This window comes from Mycoplasma sp. AC1221, assembly GCF_054353815.1.
On record NZ_JBTHHH010000001.1, the window covers coordinates 24,146 to 45,685 of the forward strand.

The following is a 21,540-nucleotide window of genomic DNA, read 5'->3' on the forward strand; positions in this document are numbered from 1 at the left end:
AAATTATTGATTTGATTTTTTCTTCTTGTTTTTAAATCAAGTATATCCAAAGGTTGCTATACCGAGAACAAATGCTAATACAGCGATTACAATACCAGCAATTGCTCCACCAGTTGGTCCAGTAGATTTTTCAACAGTTTTTGATGTTTGTGTATTTTTATTATCTTGTGGATTTTGGTCTTTTGGTTTGTTTTCGGAAGTAGGTGGAGTGGTTGTTGATCCACTATTGCCTCCTTCTTGTGGTTTTGAACCTTCGGTATTTGAAGGGTTATTAGTGCTTCCGCCTTGCTCTGGTTTTTGAGTATCATTATCACCATTTTCTGGTGTACTTGGCTGAGCAGGTAAGGTTGGTTTTGGACTTAATAGTTGTAACACTTTTGATTTAAAGTTTGCTAATTCATTTTCGGTTTTAGCTTCATTAACTTCTTGCTCTAAGTCTGCTTTCAGTTTTTCGTTTGTTAGTTTATCTAATAAACGTTTGATGCTATTAGATAAAACTTCTTTATTTTTCTTGCTTTGTTGCACTTTATCATTAATTGCATTAATAATTTTAGCTAATGCAGCAGTATCTTTTGCTTTTGCAAGTTGATCTTTAAATTCTTGTTGAACATCTGAATCTAGGCCTTCAGTTAATGTGACAGCTTGTTTTTTAGCAGTTTCAAGTTTTGTTGGTGAAATTGCTAACATACTTTGTGCATCTTGAATTTGTTTTACATATTTTTGGATATCTGATGCAGTTAACATCGATGGATCGTGATTGATTGTTTTAATTTGATTGATTGTATCGAGATATGCTTGGTATGAATCATTGGTATAGATTTCATCAGTATTAGCAAGCGGTGTTAATAAATTATCTAATGAAGCAACTAATTCATCTTTTTGAGTTTGTGCATCTTCATTAGCACGATTCATCCGATCTAAAGCTTTTTGTAAATCCTCTAATTTAGCATCTTTGTTGTTTAAAGTTGCCTGTCATTGATCAATTTGTTTTTGTAATTGTTGTGATTGTTGTGGGAATTTTAGAGCGTTTTCAGCAATAAATGTTTTTGCTTTAGTAATTGCATCTGCAAGGTTTGTATATGTGGTTCCTAAATCATTTGGTTTTAAACTATCGATTGATTGTTTTACTAATTGGTTAACTTGATAGTAATCAGCAGGGGTTGCTGTTCCAGATTTAATTTTTGAATCAAGTTGTTTCTTTGCTTGCTGTAATTTTGCAAAAGTTTGTGGATCATAGTGACTTGCATCTAATGAATCGATTTTAGTTAAATTAAAATCAGAAACTTGTTGATCGAAGCTGGTGTATTTTAAAGTAGGTTGCACTTGATCGAATCTATCCTTTAGAGCTTTATAATCAGCTTGTGAATAAAGATTTTGATTCTTTGGATCAATCATTTGTTTTGCACTAGTTAATAATAACTGATATAACGCATAGTTAGCATCTTGCACATATGAGGTATTAGGAAGTGTAGCATTAATAATATCATTTAATGTTTTAACATTATCTGCTGTTATTTTAAGATCACCTTTTTGTGCATTATCAATACTTTCTTTGATGTTATTTAAAGTATAAATAGGTAATTTTGCATTATCTGCAACTAATGCACTAACTTGCTCTTTTAATTTATTTCAACGATCTTGAGCTTCCTTAGTTCAAGCATCAAAGTTTTCTGGTGTCTTATCAACTTGTGTTTTTAGTTCTGCTAAGGTTGTTTTTCCGTGGCTATCATCACTAGAAGTGGTAGGACGCCTTGATGGAGCAAGTTCATAAATAACTGGTTTTTTATCACTTCAATCTATTTGAAAGCCGATGATTTTCTTATTGCTATCTGATTGAGTTAAATCAAAAGTCATATTTGAAAATGCTAATAATCCAAGTTTTTGTGTTTCTTGTTTTTTAGTGCTTTCATCATAAAGCATCACTGAAATGGTTGCATTGGTTGCTGATCCATCAGAATATACTAATAAATCCTTACCATCATATGTATTAGGATCAACATAGAATTTTAAACTTCCATTTTGTGTATCTGGACTTCAGTAAGTGTTGTAATTTCCATCTAAGAATTTAACTGGGTAGTTATTTTTGTTAGCAGGTAAATAATTAGTTCCATCAAATCTTGGGTCTTTTGGAACATTATCTCAATTATCATTTACCACAATTTCATTGATTTGTACTCCACGAGATAAATTATGATTATTATTATCTAAAAGTATATTAAGTGTCTTGGTAAATACTATTTTTACATATCTAACATTCTTGTTAGTTAGTTCAGAAATTTTATCAGCATCAAAATATCTATAATTTAGTCGCTGTGGATCTACTTTTACAATATTTTTAAATTGTGGATATGATAAGTTGTTAGTTTGAATATATTGTGGATCTTTAACTTCTGATAATGAAGTAGGATTAGTGCTACTTTCACCTGCTGGTGTACTGTTATAGATTTTATGTCAATCCGAATCAGTATTAGTATTTTTATCAGAAACTAAGATTTTAAAGAATCTTGGATAGTTATAAGTATCTTTATCTACATACATCTTTAATGAATTTAAGGTTACTGTATTTCCTAAATCATAAATGATATAATCGCTTTTAAGTGGATATCCATTATAAATATCATATGTTGATACATTACCATCGATAGCATTACCTGAATAACGAGTATCATCACCTCATCCATTAATTGTTTGCACATTTGAACCAATCATTCTTCCGTATGTTTTACTATCTACAACTTTTACATCCAAACTAGAAAGAGTTGGCTCCTGTTTATTTTCAGTTGTTGTAGTTGTAGCCTTTTTAATTCTAATGTATCTTGCAAACTTGTTGTTATCATCAAAAGTTCCTGTATATGGATATCATACGATTCCGTTTCTTGATGTTTCTAATGATACATTATTAGGAATGCTATCTTGTCCATTTAACTTAATAGTATTAAGTTGATACATTTGCTTTAAGTCTAAGCCAACATATTTATCTGTTGTTAAATTTACCGGTGTAGTTGATGAAGCACCATCGGAACCAGTTGTTTTACCAACAAACAATCCAAATTCATCTTTATCAACAACTTGTGTAAATAAATTAGTTGTTTGATTTGATTCTTTATCAGTATATAAATATTGATTTCCTGGTCCAAATAAATGGATCGAAACTAATGATAATGGTCCAGAAAATGAAGTATCAGTAGAACGCAATCTGAAAAATTGTGCAAATGCCTTACCACGAATGATTTGGTATCTTTGTGATGGAACTAAGTTACCAAATTTAACTCAAGCACCAGTAGCAGATTCAGAACCAGATACTTTAGCATTAGCATCTCAATATTCAATTACACCATTATTTAAATAACTAACTGATGAGTCATTTTTTCCTTGGTCGATAACTACTGATGAAACCTCTGCTGCATTAGCTAATTTAAATTGAATAAATTTATTATTAGTAAAATTATTGATTGAAACACTATTATCAAAAATAGATTTATTTATATTTGAAACATTATCAGATGTAAAATTTAGTTTATTAGCAGAATCACTTCCGTGGGTTTGGTCATCATGTTGCAAGACTAATGCAGTTGTTCCAGCCCTTGGAGCTGTATCTGTATTAACAACAAATTCATAAATACGGAATCATTTATTTCTACCACTTCCAGTTTCGGTATCAATCATACGAATGGCACGAACATTTTTTATGTTTACTGAAATTTTAAAGGTATTTGAAGTTGAAAAACTAGATGTGCTTAAAGTATAAGAGTTATCTGTTGTAGTCGAACCATCAGACGAACTACTTGATTGAGCATTAGGATCCTTAGGTAAATCATTTCATACATCTTTGTTATCTGTATCTAGATGATATTGAATTTTAAATTTAGTGAAATACTCTTCAAAATTAGAAGTATTGGTTCCAAATTTAATTTGTAAATCTTTAACATCGATTGGTTTATCAAATTTAACCCCAAAGTAGTTGTTAGGTAAGATACGATTATTATTTGTTCGATTCGCATCCAATGTATAGACGAATTGTCTTTGGTTATTTAAAGTAAATATTGAACCAGGAATATTTTGTTGAGTATTCGGACTAGTTAAATCGGTAATAATACTCATTCCATTATTTTGCGGATCTGCAGCAGTTGGGAGTAGTTTTTCTACCTTTGCCAATAGCTGTGGTGTTAATAACGAAGTAAGATTACGGGTAAAGTGTGATCCGATACCAATATCCCTAAATGAAGTTGAATAATAGTTACGACTTTGATATGATAAAAAATAATTTTGCGCTTTTATATAATAATCAACAATTTCTTCATCATCTGGATTAGATTTATTTGCTTCAATATAAGTTAACACAAAGTATTTTTGTGCTTGAAAATAATCCGAAGCAGCTAAAATAAATTCGGAAATGGTATCAATAAATTTAGAATGCGATTTATTTTCTTTTAAAATCTGTATATGTGGAAACAGATTATTTATTTCAGTTAAATAAGTCTGCGCTTCTGTTTCATGATAAGTGCTAGTTCCCTTGCTATTATCACTATTTAAAACATTATAAAAATTAGATGCTGCAGGAGTTAATCCATCTCCGACAAAAAGTGCTTCTGAATAAGTATCTTGAGCAATGTATGCTCCTAGTCTTCTTAAAGCAATTGATTCAGGTGTTTCAATTGCAGTGTTATTAGCAATAGCACGAAACGAAGCTTGATATATAAGATCCTTTTCAATTTGTCTACCATCACCTGCTGGTAATATTTTTCAAGTAATGTTAGCTAAATCAAAGAAACCAAATTTTGAAAACTCTGCTTTTTTATTTCCAGTTGATAAAATAAATCCGGTAAATTTACTTGGGTCAACATTAACTGATGTATAATCACCATTATAACCATTTTGAGCATTTGGCCGAATCAATTCCTCAGCAGTTCTTAAATATAATTTATTTGCATCGCGAGCAAAATCATCTGGGTATTCTTTAAAGAAGATCGGTTTAATTTGTTGTCCATCTTGGGTATATTTGTCTACATCGTATTCATTAATGTATTGGTGATCATTAAATTCATCATCTAAAATCAACGGTTGCACTTCTGATGGAAGCGATGCATAATATGAAATAAATCCTGGTGTTTTAGTAGAAGCACTTTTTTGTAAGCGTGAAGTAATCGCAGATGAGCGACCAAAATATCCTTGGAAGATAATATTAGTATCTAAATCAGGATAGGTGCTTTTTAAACTCTTGATTCAAGCAACTAAATCAGTGAATAATTGCACCGTTTTAGGCGATTGCTCATCCATAGACATTAATCCGATTTTACGAACACCAGCCTTAATTGCTTGTAAGTATTTAGCTTTTAAAAGTGTTAAATTAGCATCATAATTTTCATTGGTAAAATCTGATAAAGCATCTAAGGCAAAAACAAATTTAACGTGAGTTTCTTTTGAAACTTTGGCTAATTCTGTAAGTTCATCCAGTTGTGCTTGATTGAGTGGAACCTTTCAAGCTTTTTGTGTTTGTTTATCTGTATCTGAATCACCTTCTTTAGTAGTTATTTGATTTTGGTTATTAGCATAAGCTCCAGCTAGTGTTTTATCAGGTTCAAAGATATAAGTATTGATTTTATAGTAGCTTGAAAAGCGCATAATATCAATCATTTCATCTTTAGTCTGATTATGTTCAGCACCATCAAAAACTCGGTGTGAGTCCATAAATCCACGGATTTTAACATCAGCGTAATCTTTAATGGTAAAATCTTCTATTTTATATCCATCAAGTTGTTGGAAGATATGTCATAAAGTAGTTGCACCAAAGAAAGCTGCATCTGAATCTTTTGCTAATAATGAAATGTAATTATCTTGAGTTTTAATTACATATGCATCATTTTTAGCAAAATTACTTGCTGCAAAATCATCGCTTGAATCTATTTTTTTAATATCATTATCAACTAAATTGTCACTATCTCCTTGGATACCAACAAGGATGTTGGTTTTTCCACTCACAACACTTCTTGATTCACTTGAAGTAATATGTCTAAAAGCAAGCGCTTCATGGATACGGTTTTTAGTTGCTGAATCGATTCCGTTTTCATATACTAAGTTAACATCTTGACTAATCAAAGAAGTTTTGTTTTGATACAAAATATTATGAACCATTGGAAAAATAGCATATTCTTGGTGCGAAGCAGTTTGTTCACTTTGGTTGCTGGTAGCAGCTGCAACACAAGCAGTTGCTAATGCAGAAGCGCCAAAAAATAATGCTTTAAGTTTAGTTTTCTTCATTATATACTTCCTTAATTATCCTTTTTCTTAGATTTTTTCTTAAAGACAAATACTGATGCTGCAACTAATACTGCTGCTAAGACTAATAACACAACGATTGCTGCAATGGCACCTTTGTTATTTGAAGTTGTAACAACTTTTGGATTTTCATCTTTAGGTTTTTGCGGAGTTGTAGGTTGCTCTGGTTTACTTTCAGGAGCAGGTTTTTGAGCTTCTTTATCAGCTTGTTCTTGGGCGTCAGCAATTTTTTTACGTATTTGCAACAACTGTTCTTTTGTGGTTGCATCTTTTAACTCGTTCTTAAAACTTTCTTTTGATGCAGCATCTTTGATTTGATCAGCTTGCTGTGAAACTATATTTAAAAGATAATTGAAACTAAGTTTTTGTGCAATTGTTAATTCCTTAGCTAATAAATCATTATTAGTTGCATTATTAACATCATCTAAAATACTTTGTTTAATATCTGGTGTTAAATCTTTAATTTCTTCAGAAATTGCTTTAGAAGTTTGGTTTGCATCATTTACCTTAACTTTTAGCGCAGCTAAAGCATCTAAGGTAGGTTGTGCTAAGTTATCAAGTTTATCTGTGCTTTGTAAACTATTTACCATCGCATCATATTGTGCATTTAGTGCTGTAAGTGAGTTAGAATAAGTGTTTTTTAAGGCCTGTGAAGCTAATCCAGCAATTAAAGCATTGATGTCTTGGTTTAATGTGGTTACTTGGTTTTGTTTGTCTAATAATGCTGTAAGTTGACTTGCAACTTTGTCTACATCGGTTTTGGTAAATGCTTTTGCTAAAAGATTTTCAAGAGCTGCTTTTTTAGGTTCTTGCAATAATTTTGGTAAATCTTTGTTTACTGCATTTACAGCATCGGTGTATTTACTTCATTCTTGGAATGAATATTCTTCTTGAAGATGTTCGATGATTCGAGTAAGTTCAGATGAGTTATTAGTTGCATCAACACGAGCTAAGTAGTTGGATTTATCATCTAATTTAGCAATTAATGCTTTTGCTAATGTTTTTGCATCATCTAAGTTGGTAGAATTTACAACTAATGCTTTAGCAGTCTCTTTAAGATTGGCTTCATCTTGGTTAATTTGTGCTTGTGATAATAAATCAATTTTAGAATCAGAAACATTAGATGCAATGCGATCTAAAACAGCTTGATATTCACGATATGATGCATCGGTTCAGACATTATTATCATTAGAAATCGGATCTAATAATAATAACTTGTATTTTGCAATTGCTAAATTACGTTCATTAATAACCGATTCGGTAACAGCTTTTAATGAATCTAAGGCTTCTTGCACTTTATCAGCTGTAATATATTGTGAATATACTATATTATCATCATTTTGCACCTCAGTTAACAACTGATTTGATAAAGCAGGGAACTTTAATTGGTATTTATCATTAAATGGATATGAATGAGCATCACGATATGCTTCGTATTCTTTAATTTTTGCACCGACAGTAGATTTTTCTAATGCAGCATATTTAGTATCAAATTGTTCATTTAGTTGTTTGTAATTATCTTCAGTTGTAGAATCACTAGAAATATTAACTTTTGAACGAATTGATTCCACATGAGTTTTAAGATCATTGAAACTTGGATATTGATATTCGATTGGATTTAATAAATCAAATTTTGCAACATTTAACTGAGCAATTTGCTTGTTAAATGTTGGTAGTTTAACTAATGCTTCTTTAGTTTTCATAAGTTGATTGATCATCGCATTTGTAACTGATGTAGTTAAATTATTTGGATCTGCTAGTGCTAATTTAGCTTCATTAACAGCATCTTGATATGGCTGATATGAAGTTTTTGTATATAAAGCAGGATTTACGTAACCATTTAATAAATATTGCAGATAAGTAGCTGAAGAAACATTAGCATATGTTAGAAAAGGAACAGGTATTTTTATAGTATATTTTTCTACATCCACATTAGCAGTTGCTTTAATGGTTGGAAAGTATAAAGTGTCTACATATTTATCAACATAACGCTGAAGAGCTTGTCTTGTAACTCTTTGGATGTTTTCTTCTGCTTTTGCATCTTTTTGATTATCTGTCGTATCAGTTGTGGCTGCTGCACGTTTAGCTCTTGTATTTTTTGCTGGTTCAGTAGCTTTATCCTTAGAATCAATTAATTGCTTAAGAGCATGTTCAGCGTTTACATATGCATCCTTTGATTCTTCGGTTCGATTATTAGTATCATTTTGTTTTTCATAAGATGATTTTAATTTATTAATTGCTGTTTTATCTGCAACTTCCCCGGTAATTACATAAGGGTTAAATTGCACAATTTTTGGTTTTTTACCACTTCATTTAATTTTAAATCCAACTAAGTTTACACTGTTTATACCCTGTAAATAGGCCTCAGGTTTATATAAAGAAAATGTTACGATGTTGTTAAATAAGGTTCCAAGTCTTTTGTATTCATATTTACCATCTAATATATTATATGTAATTTGATAGACAATAGCATCTGATGGTTGTCCAGTCGAAACTACCATTAAGTTTTTATCTTTTCAGTTGGTATCAGCAACGTTATAATATAACTCACCAGTTTCTTCTTTCGGCTCTCAATAGGTAGTATAATCAGCATCCAGCATTGCAGCAGGTTCATGTTCTACCGAAGCAGCTTGATAATTAGTTCCATAGAATCTAGGATCAGTTTTTGAATAATATTTTCCACCATTAACTTGGATTTCGTTGATTTCTAACAAACGATCGACTGGATAATCTTTTTTAATTAATAATTTTACATATCTAGCTTTAGTATCTGTTAAATTATTAACACCTCATCACTTAAATCTTGGATGTTCGGTATCAATAGTTCCACTATTGGTGCGAGCTAAAATATCTTCTAAGTTATTTGGATCGTTTCCGATTTCAAATAATGATTTTCATACGGTATTTTTATCATTTGTTTGAGCTACTAATACTTCTAAGTCTCTTGGATAATTATATGAGTTGTTATTTGCATAGATTTTTAATGATGTTAAATCAATATCAGAACCTAAATCATAAACAACTTCGTTATTTGCTTTTGGAGTTGAGATAAATTTAGTTGATGTATCTAGGTCACTATCAAAACCACCATAGTTATTTTCAATGTTAGAAGCTTCTAAATCACTATCTACAATGCGACCAAAACGATCAAAGTCTTTAACTGTTACTGTCATACCACTAAAGTAAATATCTTTTGATGTTGTATCAGTTTTAGTTTCGCCTAAACCAAAATCACTATTATCATATAAGTCTTTTGAGTATTGTAATCGAATGTATCTAACCGGCTTATCAGTTAGTTGTGTGCTATTATATAAATTAAATCAAGTTACACCATCAGTTGATGCTTGACTAATAAGGTATTCTGGAAGCACACTTGCAAATTTGACATCTTTTAAAGTATAAATCTTTTGTAAATCTAATCCGAAACCACTTTTATCTTTTACTTTAACTGATACTGTATTTCCTTCTTTGGCAAATAATTTAAAGGTATCATTATTATATGATGATAATAATTTATCAGTGTTAACATTATAAGAATGATATATATAAGCAGTTGTTACCGGATTTTCAAGTGGGGTAATAAATAAATGTTTAATATCTCATGATGGTTTTGCTGTAAATCCAGTTGTAGGTTTAATACGGATACCATTATATTTTTTAGTATCAGTAATTTTAATTACATCATCACCTGTAGAATTTTGAATAGTCGATAAAGTGGTAAAAGTATCATTAACATACCCTTGCACGATATATTTATCTAAAAAGTTATCCCCTTGCACAAAGTGGATTGAACTAATCGCACTGTGACGATCAAAGTTTACATCAACATAGTCTCCAGAATAATCTACATTATTGCTATTATTATTATTATTAGAAACATTATTTGTTCCTGAACTACCAGGTGATGTAACTGATGTAGTAAGTTTAGTAACAGTATCTGAATCTGGGTTAACAATATCATTGATTGATTGATCAGATGTATATTTCATTACTGTAAAAGGATAAAAATGCACTCCTTCAACAGCTTCATTAGGTCCATATATTTGTAAACCTGCTAGTTTTAATGGATTTTTTCCTAGTTCTCTGTTTGTTGCTCTAGAAACAAGTGAGATATATTGAGTTTTTGCATATCCATATGTTTCATAGTATTCTGCTTTTGCATCTTCAGCACTTTGTGCTTTAATATAAGAATTATCATAACCTTTACCAAAATTCTTTCAAGTAGATGTGGCAGAATCATAATATTTAACTTGGATTAGCGGGAAACCTTTGTTAATATCGTCTATATCTTGTTGGAAAGCAACAGCAGAAACTTCTGATAATTTATCTAATTTAAAGATAATTTGATCTAAATCTGCTGCATTTGTAGTTCCAAAAGTTTCTGTGGTAGAAAAATTGTCATCAGTTAATTTTTCTAAATTATTTTTAGTTTTATCAGTAGGTTCTTTCAACTTCGAAGTATCTACCCCACTAAGATGATCGGTTGAATTAATATAAAATTTATAATTTAGTTTTTGTAAATCATTTATATCTGTTTGTGGATTTACTAAGAATTCTAAAAGTCTAAATTCATCATTATTAGTAGTGTTGCTAACATTTTTAATTCTTACCCCAATTACATCATCGATTGGTTTAGTAAGCTTAATTACCTTACGAACTGATGATTGGATTTTGGTTACCGTGGCAACGGATGCATTTTCACCATTAATATCATATCACGAAGATTCTTTGATTGTTTTTTTTGTTAAATCAATTATATGTGTGTTTCGTTCTTGTGTTTTTTGTCTTTTCTCTGCAGTATATGTAGTAACATCCAAATCTGATGCATAATCTACATCATCTGCATAGAGTACTTGAATTTTAGCATTATCAAAGTGATCCTTGACATTACTATTTTTATATCCTGCATATCTTAATCAAAGTTCTCTGAATTGAATTGGTTTATCAAATAATGTTCCAAAGTATTTATTTTTGTTATCGGGTGGTACTGAACCTGTTTGATTTCCATAAATTAAAACTCTTTGGTTATTTTTTTGTAAAACTCATTTTACATCAGATTTAGAATCTTTGTTTTGTAAGTTTGTGATCACTTCTTGATTTCTCGGAACATCTCCAAGACTCTTGTGTAATTCATGATTTACAACTGGGATAAGTCATTGAATAAAGGGTTTAAGAACCTTGTTTCCAGCATTTACTTCAACTGCTACACCATCGTAGTTATACTGATGTGATTCAATAGCACTCTTATATAAATTTACTCCTAATGTGAATGCATTAAGTGCATCATCATATTTATTTGCTTTAATATCAACAGCTGCATCAATTAGATGATTTGCTGCTGTTGATAAATCTTTAAGCATATTTGCTCAAGGTTTAATTTCTGAAAAGAATGCTTTGGTTTTTGTTGCTGTTGAAATTTTTAATAAATCCACTGCATCAGTTAAATTAGTTAACTCATCTTGTAATGTATATACATCATATAAATTAAATGCTTTAGTATTATATGTTTGTTTAAACTTATTAGCATGACTTTCTAAAGCAACTGAATCGGTATTAGCAACAGTGTTTGTTGCTGAATAAGGATTATCAAATAATCTTAATGCAATGGTACGTAACGCTTGTGCGTCTTTGCTCTCTAAATCTGAATCATTTAAAAGATAATTAAATGATTGTACTCAGGCATCGTTAGATGATTGTCATACCTTTCATCCATAATTTGCTGTTTCAAATAATGCGATGCGAGAAGCAAGTTTGGCTTGCATTGGTTTTACAATAATTCCATCTAATCCTTTAGTTAAAGATTGATTATTTGTAATTGATGGTAGATATGTTGATAAACCACCTAAAACCATATTTCCTTGATCTTCATATTTTTGTGTTGTCGGTCAATTTAATAATAAACTAACTCCACGATTTGCTTTATTTACAAAGACACTTACATTTGATGCAACTTCTGCTGCATTAGATTTAGATAATTTTACAATCTCAATTTCTTTTGGTAATAAATTGTAATAATCTTGGTATTCAGCATTAGATACTAAAAATAAAGTTGATGCATCAAAATCTGAAAAAGCAGTAACGACTTTTTCTTTAATTCAAGATGTTAAATCTTTTAAGATTTTAGTATTTAAATTCGCATCATTGCTTGCATATAACGCAATACGTTTAACACCAGCTGTTGCAAGTTGTCAAATTTTACTTTCTAAACTTGCTAAATCGGAATTATATGTATCTGCTGTAAAGTCATCTTGGTTAAATGGATTGATTGTATATACAAATCTTACTTTAGTAGATTCTCCAGTTGTTGCTAATTCTTTGATATTAGCAAGCTCACCTGGTGTATATAATAATTTTCATTGACTACTATGTTTTAAGTCGTCACTAGCAGCATATAAATATGTATTTAATTTATATTTAGATGCTCATGCAAAATAATCAAGACGATCTTGTTGTGATCACTGTGATTCTTTGAAATCATCTAATGTTCCACGCATTTTTATATCTGCATAGTCTTTAATGGTAAATTTTTCAATTTCATAACCATTAAGTTGTTTAAAGACTTCTGCTAAGGTAGTTGCAGCATAAAAAGCAGCATTAGTATTTTTTGCTAAAACAGAAACATATCCATCTTTTAAAGTTGAAATTCAATATGCATCAGTTTGAAGTCATAAATTATCTCCATAAGGTAGATTATTTGATAAATCTGATAATTTATTATCAACTAAAACATCTGAATCTCCATGAATCCCTACTAAAATATTTGTTTTACCTTTAACAAACCTTCTAGAAACAGAATATTTTAATCCTTTATCTTTAAAAATTGTTTCATATTTTGCTCTAGTAACAGAATCAATTCCGTTTTCAAATACTAAATTGACTTCTCTAGTAACTAAAAAAGTTCGTTTTTGACTATTAGTTGTATCTGTTAAATATGAAATAGAATGCACATATGGAGTAATTTTATATGTGGTTGTCTGTCCTTGTTGGTCAGAAACACTTGATGTTGTTGAAGCAGTCTGACTTTGTCCTTGTGTAGGTGTTCCTGCTGAAGCAGCAGCAACACCAGCAAGTAGTCCTAAACTACCACTAGCACCAAGAAATAATTTTAATTTTCTTTTGATTTTCATTTCACCTCAATAAAGTAATAATTAGGTATAACTTTAAACTTTTATTAACATACAAATGTATGTTTTTATCTTTTTAAAGATATACAAAGAAATTATAAATGTTTTTTTTTTTTTTTGCTTACATTATGCTATTAATTCGTTACTACTTTTAAAATCATTGAAATATGTAAGTTAAATCTTTTATGCCTATAAATAATGTAAAAAAGTTTAATACTATTTATATTTTTACTTATTTAAGTTTTAAATATACACATTATTATTAAATTTTTTTGTATGTATATAAAATAAAAACCAATAAAAAACTAAAATTATTAAAATTTTGAACAAAAAATGTTTAACACTTTTATCAAAGTGTTAAACAACTATTTATAACCAAATTTACCCAATAAATTTAAATCATCATTTCACTTTTTAGCAACCTTTACTTTCAATGATAAGGTTGTGGGTAATCCAAATTGATGTGCGATTTTGATACGTGCCGATTTTCCTATTGCTTTAATTTTTTCGGCTTTTTTTCCTATTAACATTCCTTTTTGTGAATCTTTTTTAACATAAATAACTGCATCAATCATTATTTTTTGAGAATTAGATTCATCAAATTCCAAGATTTCAACAGCAATTGAATGTGGTAATTCTTCATATAATAAATTAATTGCTGATTCACGAATAATTTCCTTTGCGATAAATCGCATCGATTTATCTGTGATATATTCACTATCATATTGTGGTTGTCCATCATAAGTATATGTTTTAATTAAATCTATTAATGCATTAATAGATTTATCATTATTGATGTTTGTTGAAATAATATGTTCAAAATTATACGCAAGTAATTGCTGCATTTTTTGTTGTAAAAGTTCAGGTTTACCTTGAATTTTATCAATTTTAGAAATTACAGCAATTTTGTGTTTTACATTCTGTATTTTTTCTAAAATCATTTTATCACCATTACCGAGATTCTCATCAGCAGGACTTAAAAACAACAAAACATCAACATCTTTAGTTGCTTCATAAGCATTTTTATTTAAAGCTTGTCCTAACTTATTTTCAGGTCTATGGATTCCGGGTGTATCAGTAAAAATAATTTGGTAATTATCATCGTTATAAATACCTGTTATTTGATCTCGAGTAGTTTGAGCAGTATTTGTAACAATTGCAACATTGTAACCGATAATAGCATTTAATAAACTGCTTTTTCCAACATTGGGTCTACCAAGAATGCTTGCAAAACAAATTTTCATTATTTAATATTCTCCGAGTGAATGGGATATGGACAAAGTTCGATTAATTTATTAATACGAACTTTGCTAGCATCATTGCTATATTGATAAATCAATGCTTCATCAGGCATAAATTCTGTCATTACTTGCCTACATCCTGCGCACGGACTTACTTCTGATTTTCCTGAAGAAATAATATGTATTTCCTTGAATTTTCCAACTCTTCCACCATAAGCTACCGAACCAAACAAGGCACTTCTTTCGGCACATAAACCAGATGGAAATGCAGCATTTTCTACATTAACACCTTTGTATTGATTTCCATTTTCATCAATTGCAATTGCTGCTACTGCAAATTTTGAATATGGACAATATGAATATTTTAATAATTCTTTTAATTCTTCAACATTTATTTTCATTTTATCCCCTTGTAATATTTAATGGATTAAAAATTATATCTACAATACTATCCATTTGTTGTTTTTGACTTTCATTTAAATGATCATAACCTTGCAAATGTACCAATCCATGTGTAAATAAATAACAAAATTCACGTTTAAGTGAATGATTAAACTCTTTTGCTTGCATCTTCATTTTATGTCAACATATTACTAGCTCACCTAAAAAATAAATCGGTAGTTTGTCATATAAATTATTTTCTTGAAAACTAAATGAAAGAATATCGGTTACATAATCTTTATTACGATACTCTGAATTAAGTTGTTTAATTTTATTTTTTGAAACAAAGCTTACATCTAAAATAATTTGCTTATTTTTATCAATTTTAAAATAATTAGCAAAATTATTTAAAATATCATACATTTGATTGATAAAAATATCAGTATTTTTAGGTTGATTTGAAAGGTTAATTTGCAGGTTATATTTAAACATAGCATAATTATATAAAATTAGTTAAATAAATGTATAAATCAGTTATAAATATATTTATAAATTAATTCTTTTGATTCAATTAAACGAACTGGGATAAATTCAAGGTTTTTTTGTTTTAAAAACATTGATAAATCTGAATTTTTGATAATAATTTCTTCATTTTCATTTATTGCATCAATATTAATTTGATATTGATGCAATTTATCTTCAAAATTAAAGTCAATTTGATAGTTTTTTAATGCTAATTTATCATAAGCTATATTTTTTAAAATCAACTCATTATTATTTTGCTTAATTATCACCTGCTGATATTTATTAATCGACTGATACATAATCAAATAAATAAACATCGCAAGCAATGCTAATAATGAAAAAAGTAGTAAATATTCTAAAAAACTAATTTTGTACTTTTTCAAGATTAATTACTTGCGAATCAGCAAAAAGATATTTATTATTATGTGAAATTTCTACTACTTTTTTGTTTTTCAAAATATATCGAAGTGGTTTTTGTAACATCAAAAAAATCTCTTGTGAAATCGATTCAAACGCCTCATCAAGTAAAACCACATCGTAATCTAAAATAAAAATTCTTAACAACTTGATTATTTGCATTTGTCCACTTGATAAGGAATTGATATTTATATTTTCTATATCATCCAAATTTGCTTTTTTAAAAATAGGATATAACTTAAATCTATTAATGGTATCATTGAAACCAAAAGAATCAGATATCATTAAATATTCTGATATAGACATATCTAATTTTTGATTTTTATCCCCTACATAATAAATTTTTTCACGTATTTGGTTATTGTGTAAATTTATTTTTTGATCATTGATTAAGATTTCCCCATAATCAATTTGATATTTACCACTAATGATGTTGCATAATGTAGTTTTACCACTACCATTATCGCCTTTGATGATATGTTTTTGATCAATTATGAGCCTTGGAATATTAACAACTTTGTAATTAGGATTGCTATTATATGAAAAGGATACATATGATAGATGTATTTTATCAATCGAATTGATATTCTCTAAAAGATTTGAATTTGCAGGTTTACCAGTGCTAAAAATATTAAGCATAGTTTTGCTAATCTTATAATCCTTTGACATCTGAAGTGCTTGTGGAATAAATTTTAGTGGTTTAATAAACAAATTTGATGCTGTGATAAAAAATAACAGTTCATATACTTTCAAATTCTGCGATCATATTTGAAATGTTCCATAAATTAGGATGCAAAATGGATAAAAAACATCTAAAAACAATTCAAAATGATTAAAATTTTGCATCTGTAAATTAAAATTAGAATTTTCTTGTATATATGCTGCATAATCATTCAATAAATTCTTTTGATATAAATTTGCAAATGTATAATCAAAATTATCTTTTAAAATATTAATATAATTATTGATTTGTTTATCGGTTAGAATACTTTGAGCAACAATTTGATTTTTGTTTTTAAAATACCAAAACATATAAATGCTAGCAAAAACACTTGTAATTATTCCAAAAGCACCTACAATAAATAACAATTTTTTATTTATAGCAAAAATAATAATCAATGAGATGATAAAACTGATTATGTTTACAAAAACCTTAGACAAAAAAGTCTTTTTATGAATTAAGTAATTCATTAAAGAACTGATGCGATTTTTTATCTCTATTTCACCTAATTGATTAATAATTTTAATATTTTGATGACTTCAAGATTTCAATAAATTATTGAATTCTTTTGAATAACTAGTCAATACTTTATTTTCAAAGATTCTCGTGATCATTATTTGAATTAAACTAATAATTACAAATAAAATAATAAAAAATCCACTCATTAATCATAATTCCTTTTTAAGATGAAATGGAATTATATTTTCAAAAATATATTTTGTTGTTAATGGTGTAATAAGTGAAATAATTATTTGCAGCAAATACATAAAAATCAACTTTATGGAAATACTTAAACCACCGAAATAAGTATTTCTATACTTTTTTATTATTTGTTTTTGTGCTACTTTATCTTTGCTTATTTTGATCAATATTCCTTGATATAACTTTAAAAAAATATTTTTATCTTGTTTTATTCTTCCTTGTTTTGGATCATAGATTAACAATTTATTTCCTTGCACTTCTTCAATTAGCACCATATGTTGCATATTTTGATTTAAGATAATTGCAGCAAGTGGATATTCATCAACATCAAGTTTTTCAAAATCTTTTACACTACATTTAAAACTTTGTAACTGATATTGGTATTGTGATAAAGTTTTTTGAAAATGAAATAGACTAATACCTTTTTCATCATAACTAACATTTAACTTTAATTGGTTTATGTCGTATTGTTCGTTATAGTATTTATTTGCTAGATGTATAAATACATATAAAGAACAATCTCTTGGATCAATTTGTTTATACATAATTTTTATATTATTTTTCAAAAAAAAGTTACTAATAAGGAACAAAAAATGTGAATATTATGTAAATAATTTAAAAATATGACAAAAATTAGTATAATTACAAAATAAACTAAGGGGTAAAATGGAAGCAAAAACTAAAAGAAAGTTATTTTGATTTTCTGCTCTTGCAACAACTGTAACTGCTGGTGCTTTTGGTTTATCAATTGCAGTTTTAAATACAGGAGCAAGTGATAGAAAATATTATGAATATAAATATTCAACACTTGAATCTTATATAAATTCTGTTAAATTACCTGGTTTAGCAGATCAGCAAGTGAAAAATTTATTACAAAAAGCAGATGTTAATTATCATAATCCTAATCAATTTGATGATTTAGATTTTTTATATCAACAATTTCGTGAAATTTTAAAACAAGCATTGAAACCACGATTAGATAAATTTACTAATTATAATATTTCATTAATTGTCCAAACACAAAACACTAAACAATTAGTGGATGCTTGAAATAGCATTGATAATATTGAAGAATTTTATCAAATCTTGCCTAAAATCAAGGATGTTAATAAACAAAACCAATTAGAAACAGAATTTAGAACAAGCATCACTCCAGATAATACATCTGCTGTTTTATCAGAAGCACAAATGGAAATGCAAAAATAAAAATCGTCTTTTGACGATTTTATTTTGGTTTTGCTATTAAAAAATTTATATTCTTTCCTTTTTGACTTCATTTAATTTCATAACCTGTTTTAATATTTTGATTATTATATTCTGATTTATGTAAATCATCGGTTTGATAAATTATTTTTCAGTTATTTTGTATTAACGAATCAAGTGAAAATTCAAAAAGTTTGTCATTATCTGTTTTAAATCATAACTTTCCTCTTTGTCCTAGCAATTGCTTATATGCATCTAAAAATGTTTTATATGTTAGTCTTCTTTTAAAATGTGCATTTTTAGGTCATGGATCACTGAAAGTAAGTCAAATTTTATTACAAGTTCCTTTGAATATTTCATTTATTTTGTTCGCATCAGCAGTTATAATAAATAAGTTAGTCAAATTAAGTTCTTCAATTTTTTTGAGAATTTTAACTGCAACAGTTGCATATTTTTCAAGAGCATAATATTTGATATCAGGATTTTGCTTTGCAAGGGCTGTTATCATTTCACCCTTACCTGCACCTATTTCAATAACATCAGTGTGATTTAATTGTATCGGAAATTCTTTTAGATAATAAATAGATTCATTTAATTTACCTTGTGCATTTTTATCAAATCTTAACCTCATATACTCCTTATATTAATAATTTCATTCAAGAAAAAAAGAATTTTTCAAAGATGTTGTAATCTTTATTTAACTTTGGATTATCTGTTAAATCACTGCAATATTTATCATATTCATCAAAAATATCATTAACTTGCGCAACTGCATCTCCATAAATAATATCCATTGTTTCATACTGCGAATTCATACTACGACTATCTAAATTAGCACTACCTGCTCAAGCAATTTGTGAATCAATGATACCGATTTTAGAATGCATAAAATGGTCATTATATATTTTTACCTTTAACCCATGTTTAATAAGTTTTTTAAGTTGTCATAATCCAATTTGATGCACTATTTTCTTATCTGGTAAGCCTGGAAAGTATACAGTTATTTCTACCCCACTTTTTAAACATAATAAAAATTGTCGATACAGAGCATCGGATGCTGAAAAATATGGTGATGCAATTTTAATACTTTCTTTAGCGTTAGCAAATAACTTTAATCAAGTAAATTCGGAAACAGAATGTGGAAAACTTGGTGATTCAGCAACTAAAACAGAATGATTGCGATGGTCATCATCGCAAATTGATGACAAATATTGAGTAGGTTTTAGTTCTTCTTTAGCAAAAATATGTCAAAGTTTTAAAAAAAGCAAGATATAAACATTAACATATTCACCTGTTATTTTATAATTAACATCAATTCAGTGCCCATATTTTTTTGATAATGAAGCATATTCATCAGAAATATTATTTCCGCCAGAAAACACTATTTGTGAATCTATAATAATAAATTTTTGATGGTTGCGGTTAAAACTTGCAGCATTAATAAATGGATAATAAATTTTACCAATATAAATAATTTTAATACCTAACTTAATTAATTTCTTTATTTGTTTTTTTTGAGAATGATATGCACCAAAAAAATCAATTAATCATCTTATTTCGATACCTTGTGAGTGTTTTTGTTTAATAAGATCTAAAAACTCTTTTGAAATTTCGCTTTTTTTGATTATATATGAAATAATAAATACTGATTTTTGAGCATTTTTTATTGCTTCAAATAATGTTTTATAAAACCGATAACCTTCGTTATAAAAATGGTATTGGGAACTTTTGGTCTTGGTATCATTAATGCGAGCAACAGCCTTTAAATTTGCATCATAACATTCATGTGTGCTAGTTAATCCGAGCGATTCGTATGTATTAATTTTATATCTAGGATCATTTTTTAGTTTGATTTCACTTCTGTTTCGTGAAATTCAACCAAAACCAAAGAAAAGAGCATGTCCTACAACCGGGAATAAAATTAAGATATATAATCAACCTAATTTTGCTTCAAAATTGCGCCGTTGTAAACCAATAAAAAACACAAAAAAAGTATTAACAAAATAAGCTATTGTCAAAAATAAGTAAATATAGTTAGCATTGATCAAAAATAACAGACTTGCTATCCCTGCTAATAAAGCAAAAAGAAAAATAAATTGAGCTATAAAGATAAAAAATCTTTTACTAAAAATTCCTGTTTTCATAATTTAATGAAATACGCAATATCAACCAATATTGCGTATATTTTTATTCTGGTTTATAACCTTTTCCAGCACGGATTTTTCCGTTTTCTCCGTGTATATAGTATGTTCCGTTATGTTTTTTAGCTAAATCACGAGCATATGGAATCGCTTCTTTTTGAGTATCAAATGTAATAGTTGCGCGTTCTGAACCTTCACGCGATACTCTTCATTTACCTTTTTCTTTATCTAATGTGATATGTCAGGTAGGTTTTAAGTCTTTTTTCTCAACTAACTTGTCTGCCATTATTTATCTAACTCCTCTATTCTTGATTGGTGTCTACCACCTTCATAATTTGTTTTTAAATACTCATCAACCATTTTTTTAGCATTTTCTGGAGCAATTTGACGTCCTCCGAATGCTAAAACATTGGCATTATTGTGTAATTTTGCTAAATGAGTATCTTCTAACGAAGTAACTCTAGCAGCTCGAATGTGTTTATGACGATTTAGTGCATATGAAATTCCTAAACCTGTACCACATACCCCGATACCAAATGCAGAATCTTCTTTATCCATATATTCAGCTAATTTATGTCCTTGAGTCGCATATGAACTTGGAACTGCATCAGTGTTTGGTCCTAAATCAACTACTTTATAACCTAAAGATTCAACATAATTTTTAAGTTCTTCTTTAAGTTTATAACCGGCATGATCGCTTGCAAAAGCAACAATTTTTTTATCCATTTTATTCCTTTTTTGTGTATTTTTTTGTATTATACTAAATTCTTATAGTATTATAAAGAAAAAATGAAATTTTACATAAGAAT

The 21,540-nt window shown here is 28.4% G+C and carries 12 protein-coding genes; 1 reads left to right on the forward strand and 11 read right to left on the reverse strand.

The window, feature by feature from the left end; translation table 4 throughout:
• Positions 1-3: 3 nt before the first annotated feature.
• The 7 genes from ACXYRK_RS00110 to ACXYRK_RS00140 all read right to left on the reverse strand — a co-directional run bounded on the left by ACXYRK_RS00110 (position 4) and on the right by ACXYRK_RS00140 (position 17,932).
• The gene (locus tag ACXYRK_RS00110; RefSeq protein ID WP_458617398.1) at positions 4-6,258 is read right to left on the reverse strand and encodes a glycoside hydrolase family 20 zincin-like fold domain-containing protein; all 6,255 of its coding nucleotides are present in this window, start codon (positions 6,256-6,258) and stop codon (positions 4-6) included.
• Positions 6,259-6,269: 11 nt separating this feature from the next.
• Entirely contained in the window at positions 6,270-13,403 is a 7,134-nt protein-coding gene (locus ACXYRK_RS00115; protein WP_458617399.1) for a beta-N-acetylglucosaminidase domain-containing protein, read from the reverse strand.
• Positions 13,404-13,765: 362 nt separating this feature from the next.
• Positions 13,766-14,644: a GTPase Era gene (gene era / locus ACXYRK_RS00120; RefSeq protein WP_458617400.1), complete on the reverse strand. Its 879-nt coding sequence runs from the start codon at positions 14,642-14,644 to the stop codon at positions 13,766-13,768.
• Complete coding sequence (gene cdd, locus ACXYRK_RS00125; protein WP_458617401.1) at positions 14,644-15,042, reverse strand: cytidine deaminase; 399 nt, start codon at positions 15,040-15,042, stop codon at positions 14,644-14,646. Before cdd ends, era begins: the two co-directional genes overlap by 1 nt.
• Position 15,043: 1 nt before the next feature.
• A complete protein-coding gene (gene ybeY, locus ACXYRK_RS00130) occupies positions 15,044-15,514 on the reverse strand; it encodes an rRNA maturation RNase YbeY (protein ID WP_458617402.1) in 471 nt (156 codons plus the stop codon).
• Between the two features lie 17 nt (positions 15,515-15,531).
• Positions 15,532-15,930: an MAG1140 family protein gene (locus ACXYRK_RS00135; protein ID WP_458617403.1), complete on the reverse strand. Its 399-nt coding sequence runs from the start codon at positions 15,928-15,930 to the stop codon at positions 15,532-15,534.
• Positions 15,911-17,932, reverse strand: coding sequence for an Mbov_0121 family peptidase domain-containing ABC transporter (locus ACXYRK_RS00140; RefSeq protein ID WP_458617405.1), 2,022 nt, complete (start codon positions 17,930-17,932; stop codon positions 15,911-15,913). The genes ACXYRK_RS00135 and ACXYRK_RS00140 overlap by 20 nt, the downstream gene beginning before the upstream one ends.
• A gap of 121 nt (positions 17,933-18,053) precedes the next feature.
• On the opposite strand from ACXYRK_RS00140, the gene ACXYRK_RS00145 reads away from it, so the two are divergent.
• The gene (locus ACXYRK_RS00145; protein ID WP_458617406.1) at positions 18,054-18,593 is read left to right on the forward strand and encodes a hypothetical protein; all 540 of its coding nucleotides are present in this window, start codon (positions 18,054-18,056) and stop codon (positions 18,591-18,593) included.
• Positions 18,594-18,612: 19 nt separating this feature from the next.
• Here ACXYRK_RS00145 and trmB read toward each other — a convergent pair whose 3' ends face one another.
• The 4 genes from trmB to ACXYRK_RS00165 are packed head-to-tail and all read right to left on the reverse strand — an operon-like array spanning position 18,613 to position 21,457.
• Positions 18,613-19,221, reverse strand: a complete 609-nt coding sequence (trmB, locus tag ACXYRK_RS00150) for a tRNA (guanosine(46)-N7)-methyltransferase TrmB (RefSeq protein WP_458617407.1) — start codon at positions 19,219-19,221, stop codon at positions 18,613-18,615.
• Between the two features lie 7 nt (positions 19,222-19,228).
• Positions 19,229-20,734: a phospholipase D-like domain-containing protein gene (locus tag ACXYRK_RS00155; protein ID WP_458617408.1), complete on the reverse strand. Its 1,506-nt coding sequence runs from the start codon at positions 20,732-20,734 to the stop codon at positions 19,229-19,231.
• Between the two features lie 43 nt (positions 20,735-20,777).
• A complete protein-coding gene (locus ACXYRK_RS00160) occupies positions 20,778-21,017 on the reverse strand; it encodes a DUF2188 domain-containing protein (RefSeq protein ID WP_458614437.1) in 240 nt (79 codons plus the stop codon).
• Positions 21,017-21,457 (reverse strand): RpiB/LacA/LacB family sugar-phosphate isomerase, encoded by a 441-nt coding sequence (locus ACXYRK_RS00165; RefSeq protein WP_458617410.1) that lies wholly within the window; start codon positions 21,455-21,457, stop codon positions 21,017-21,019. The genes ACXYRK_RS00160 and ACXYRK_RS00165 overlap by 1 nt, the downstream gene beginning before the upstream one ends.
• Positions 21,458-21,540 lie beyond the last annotated feature (83 nt).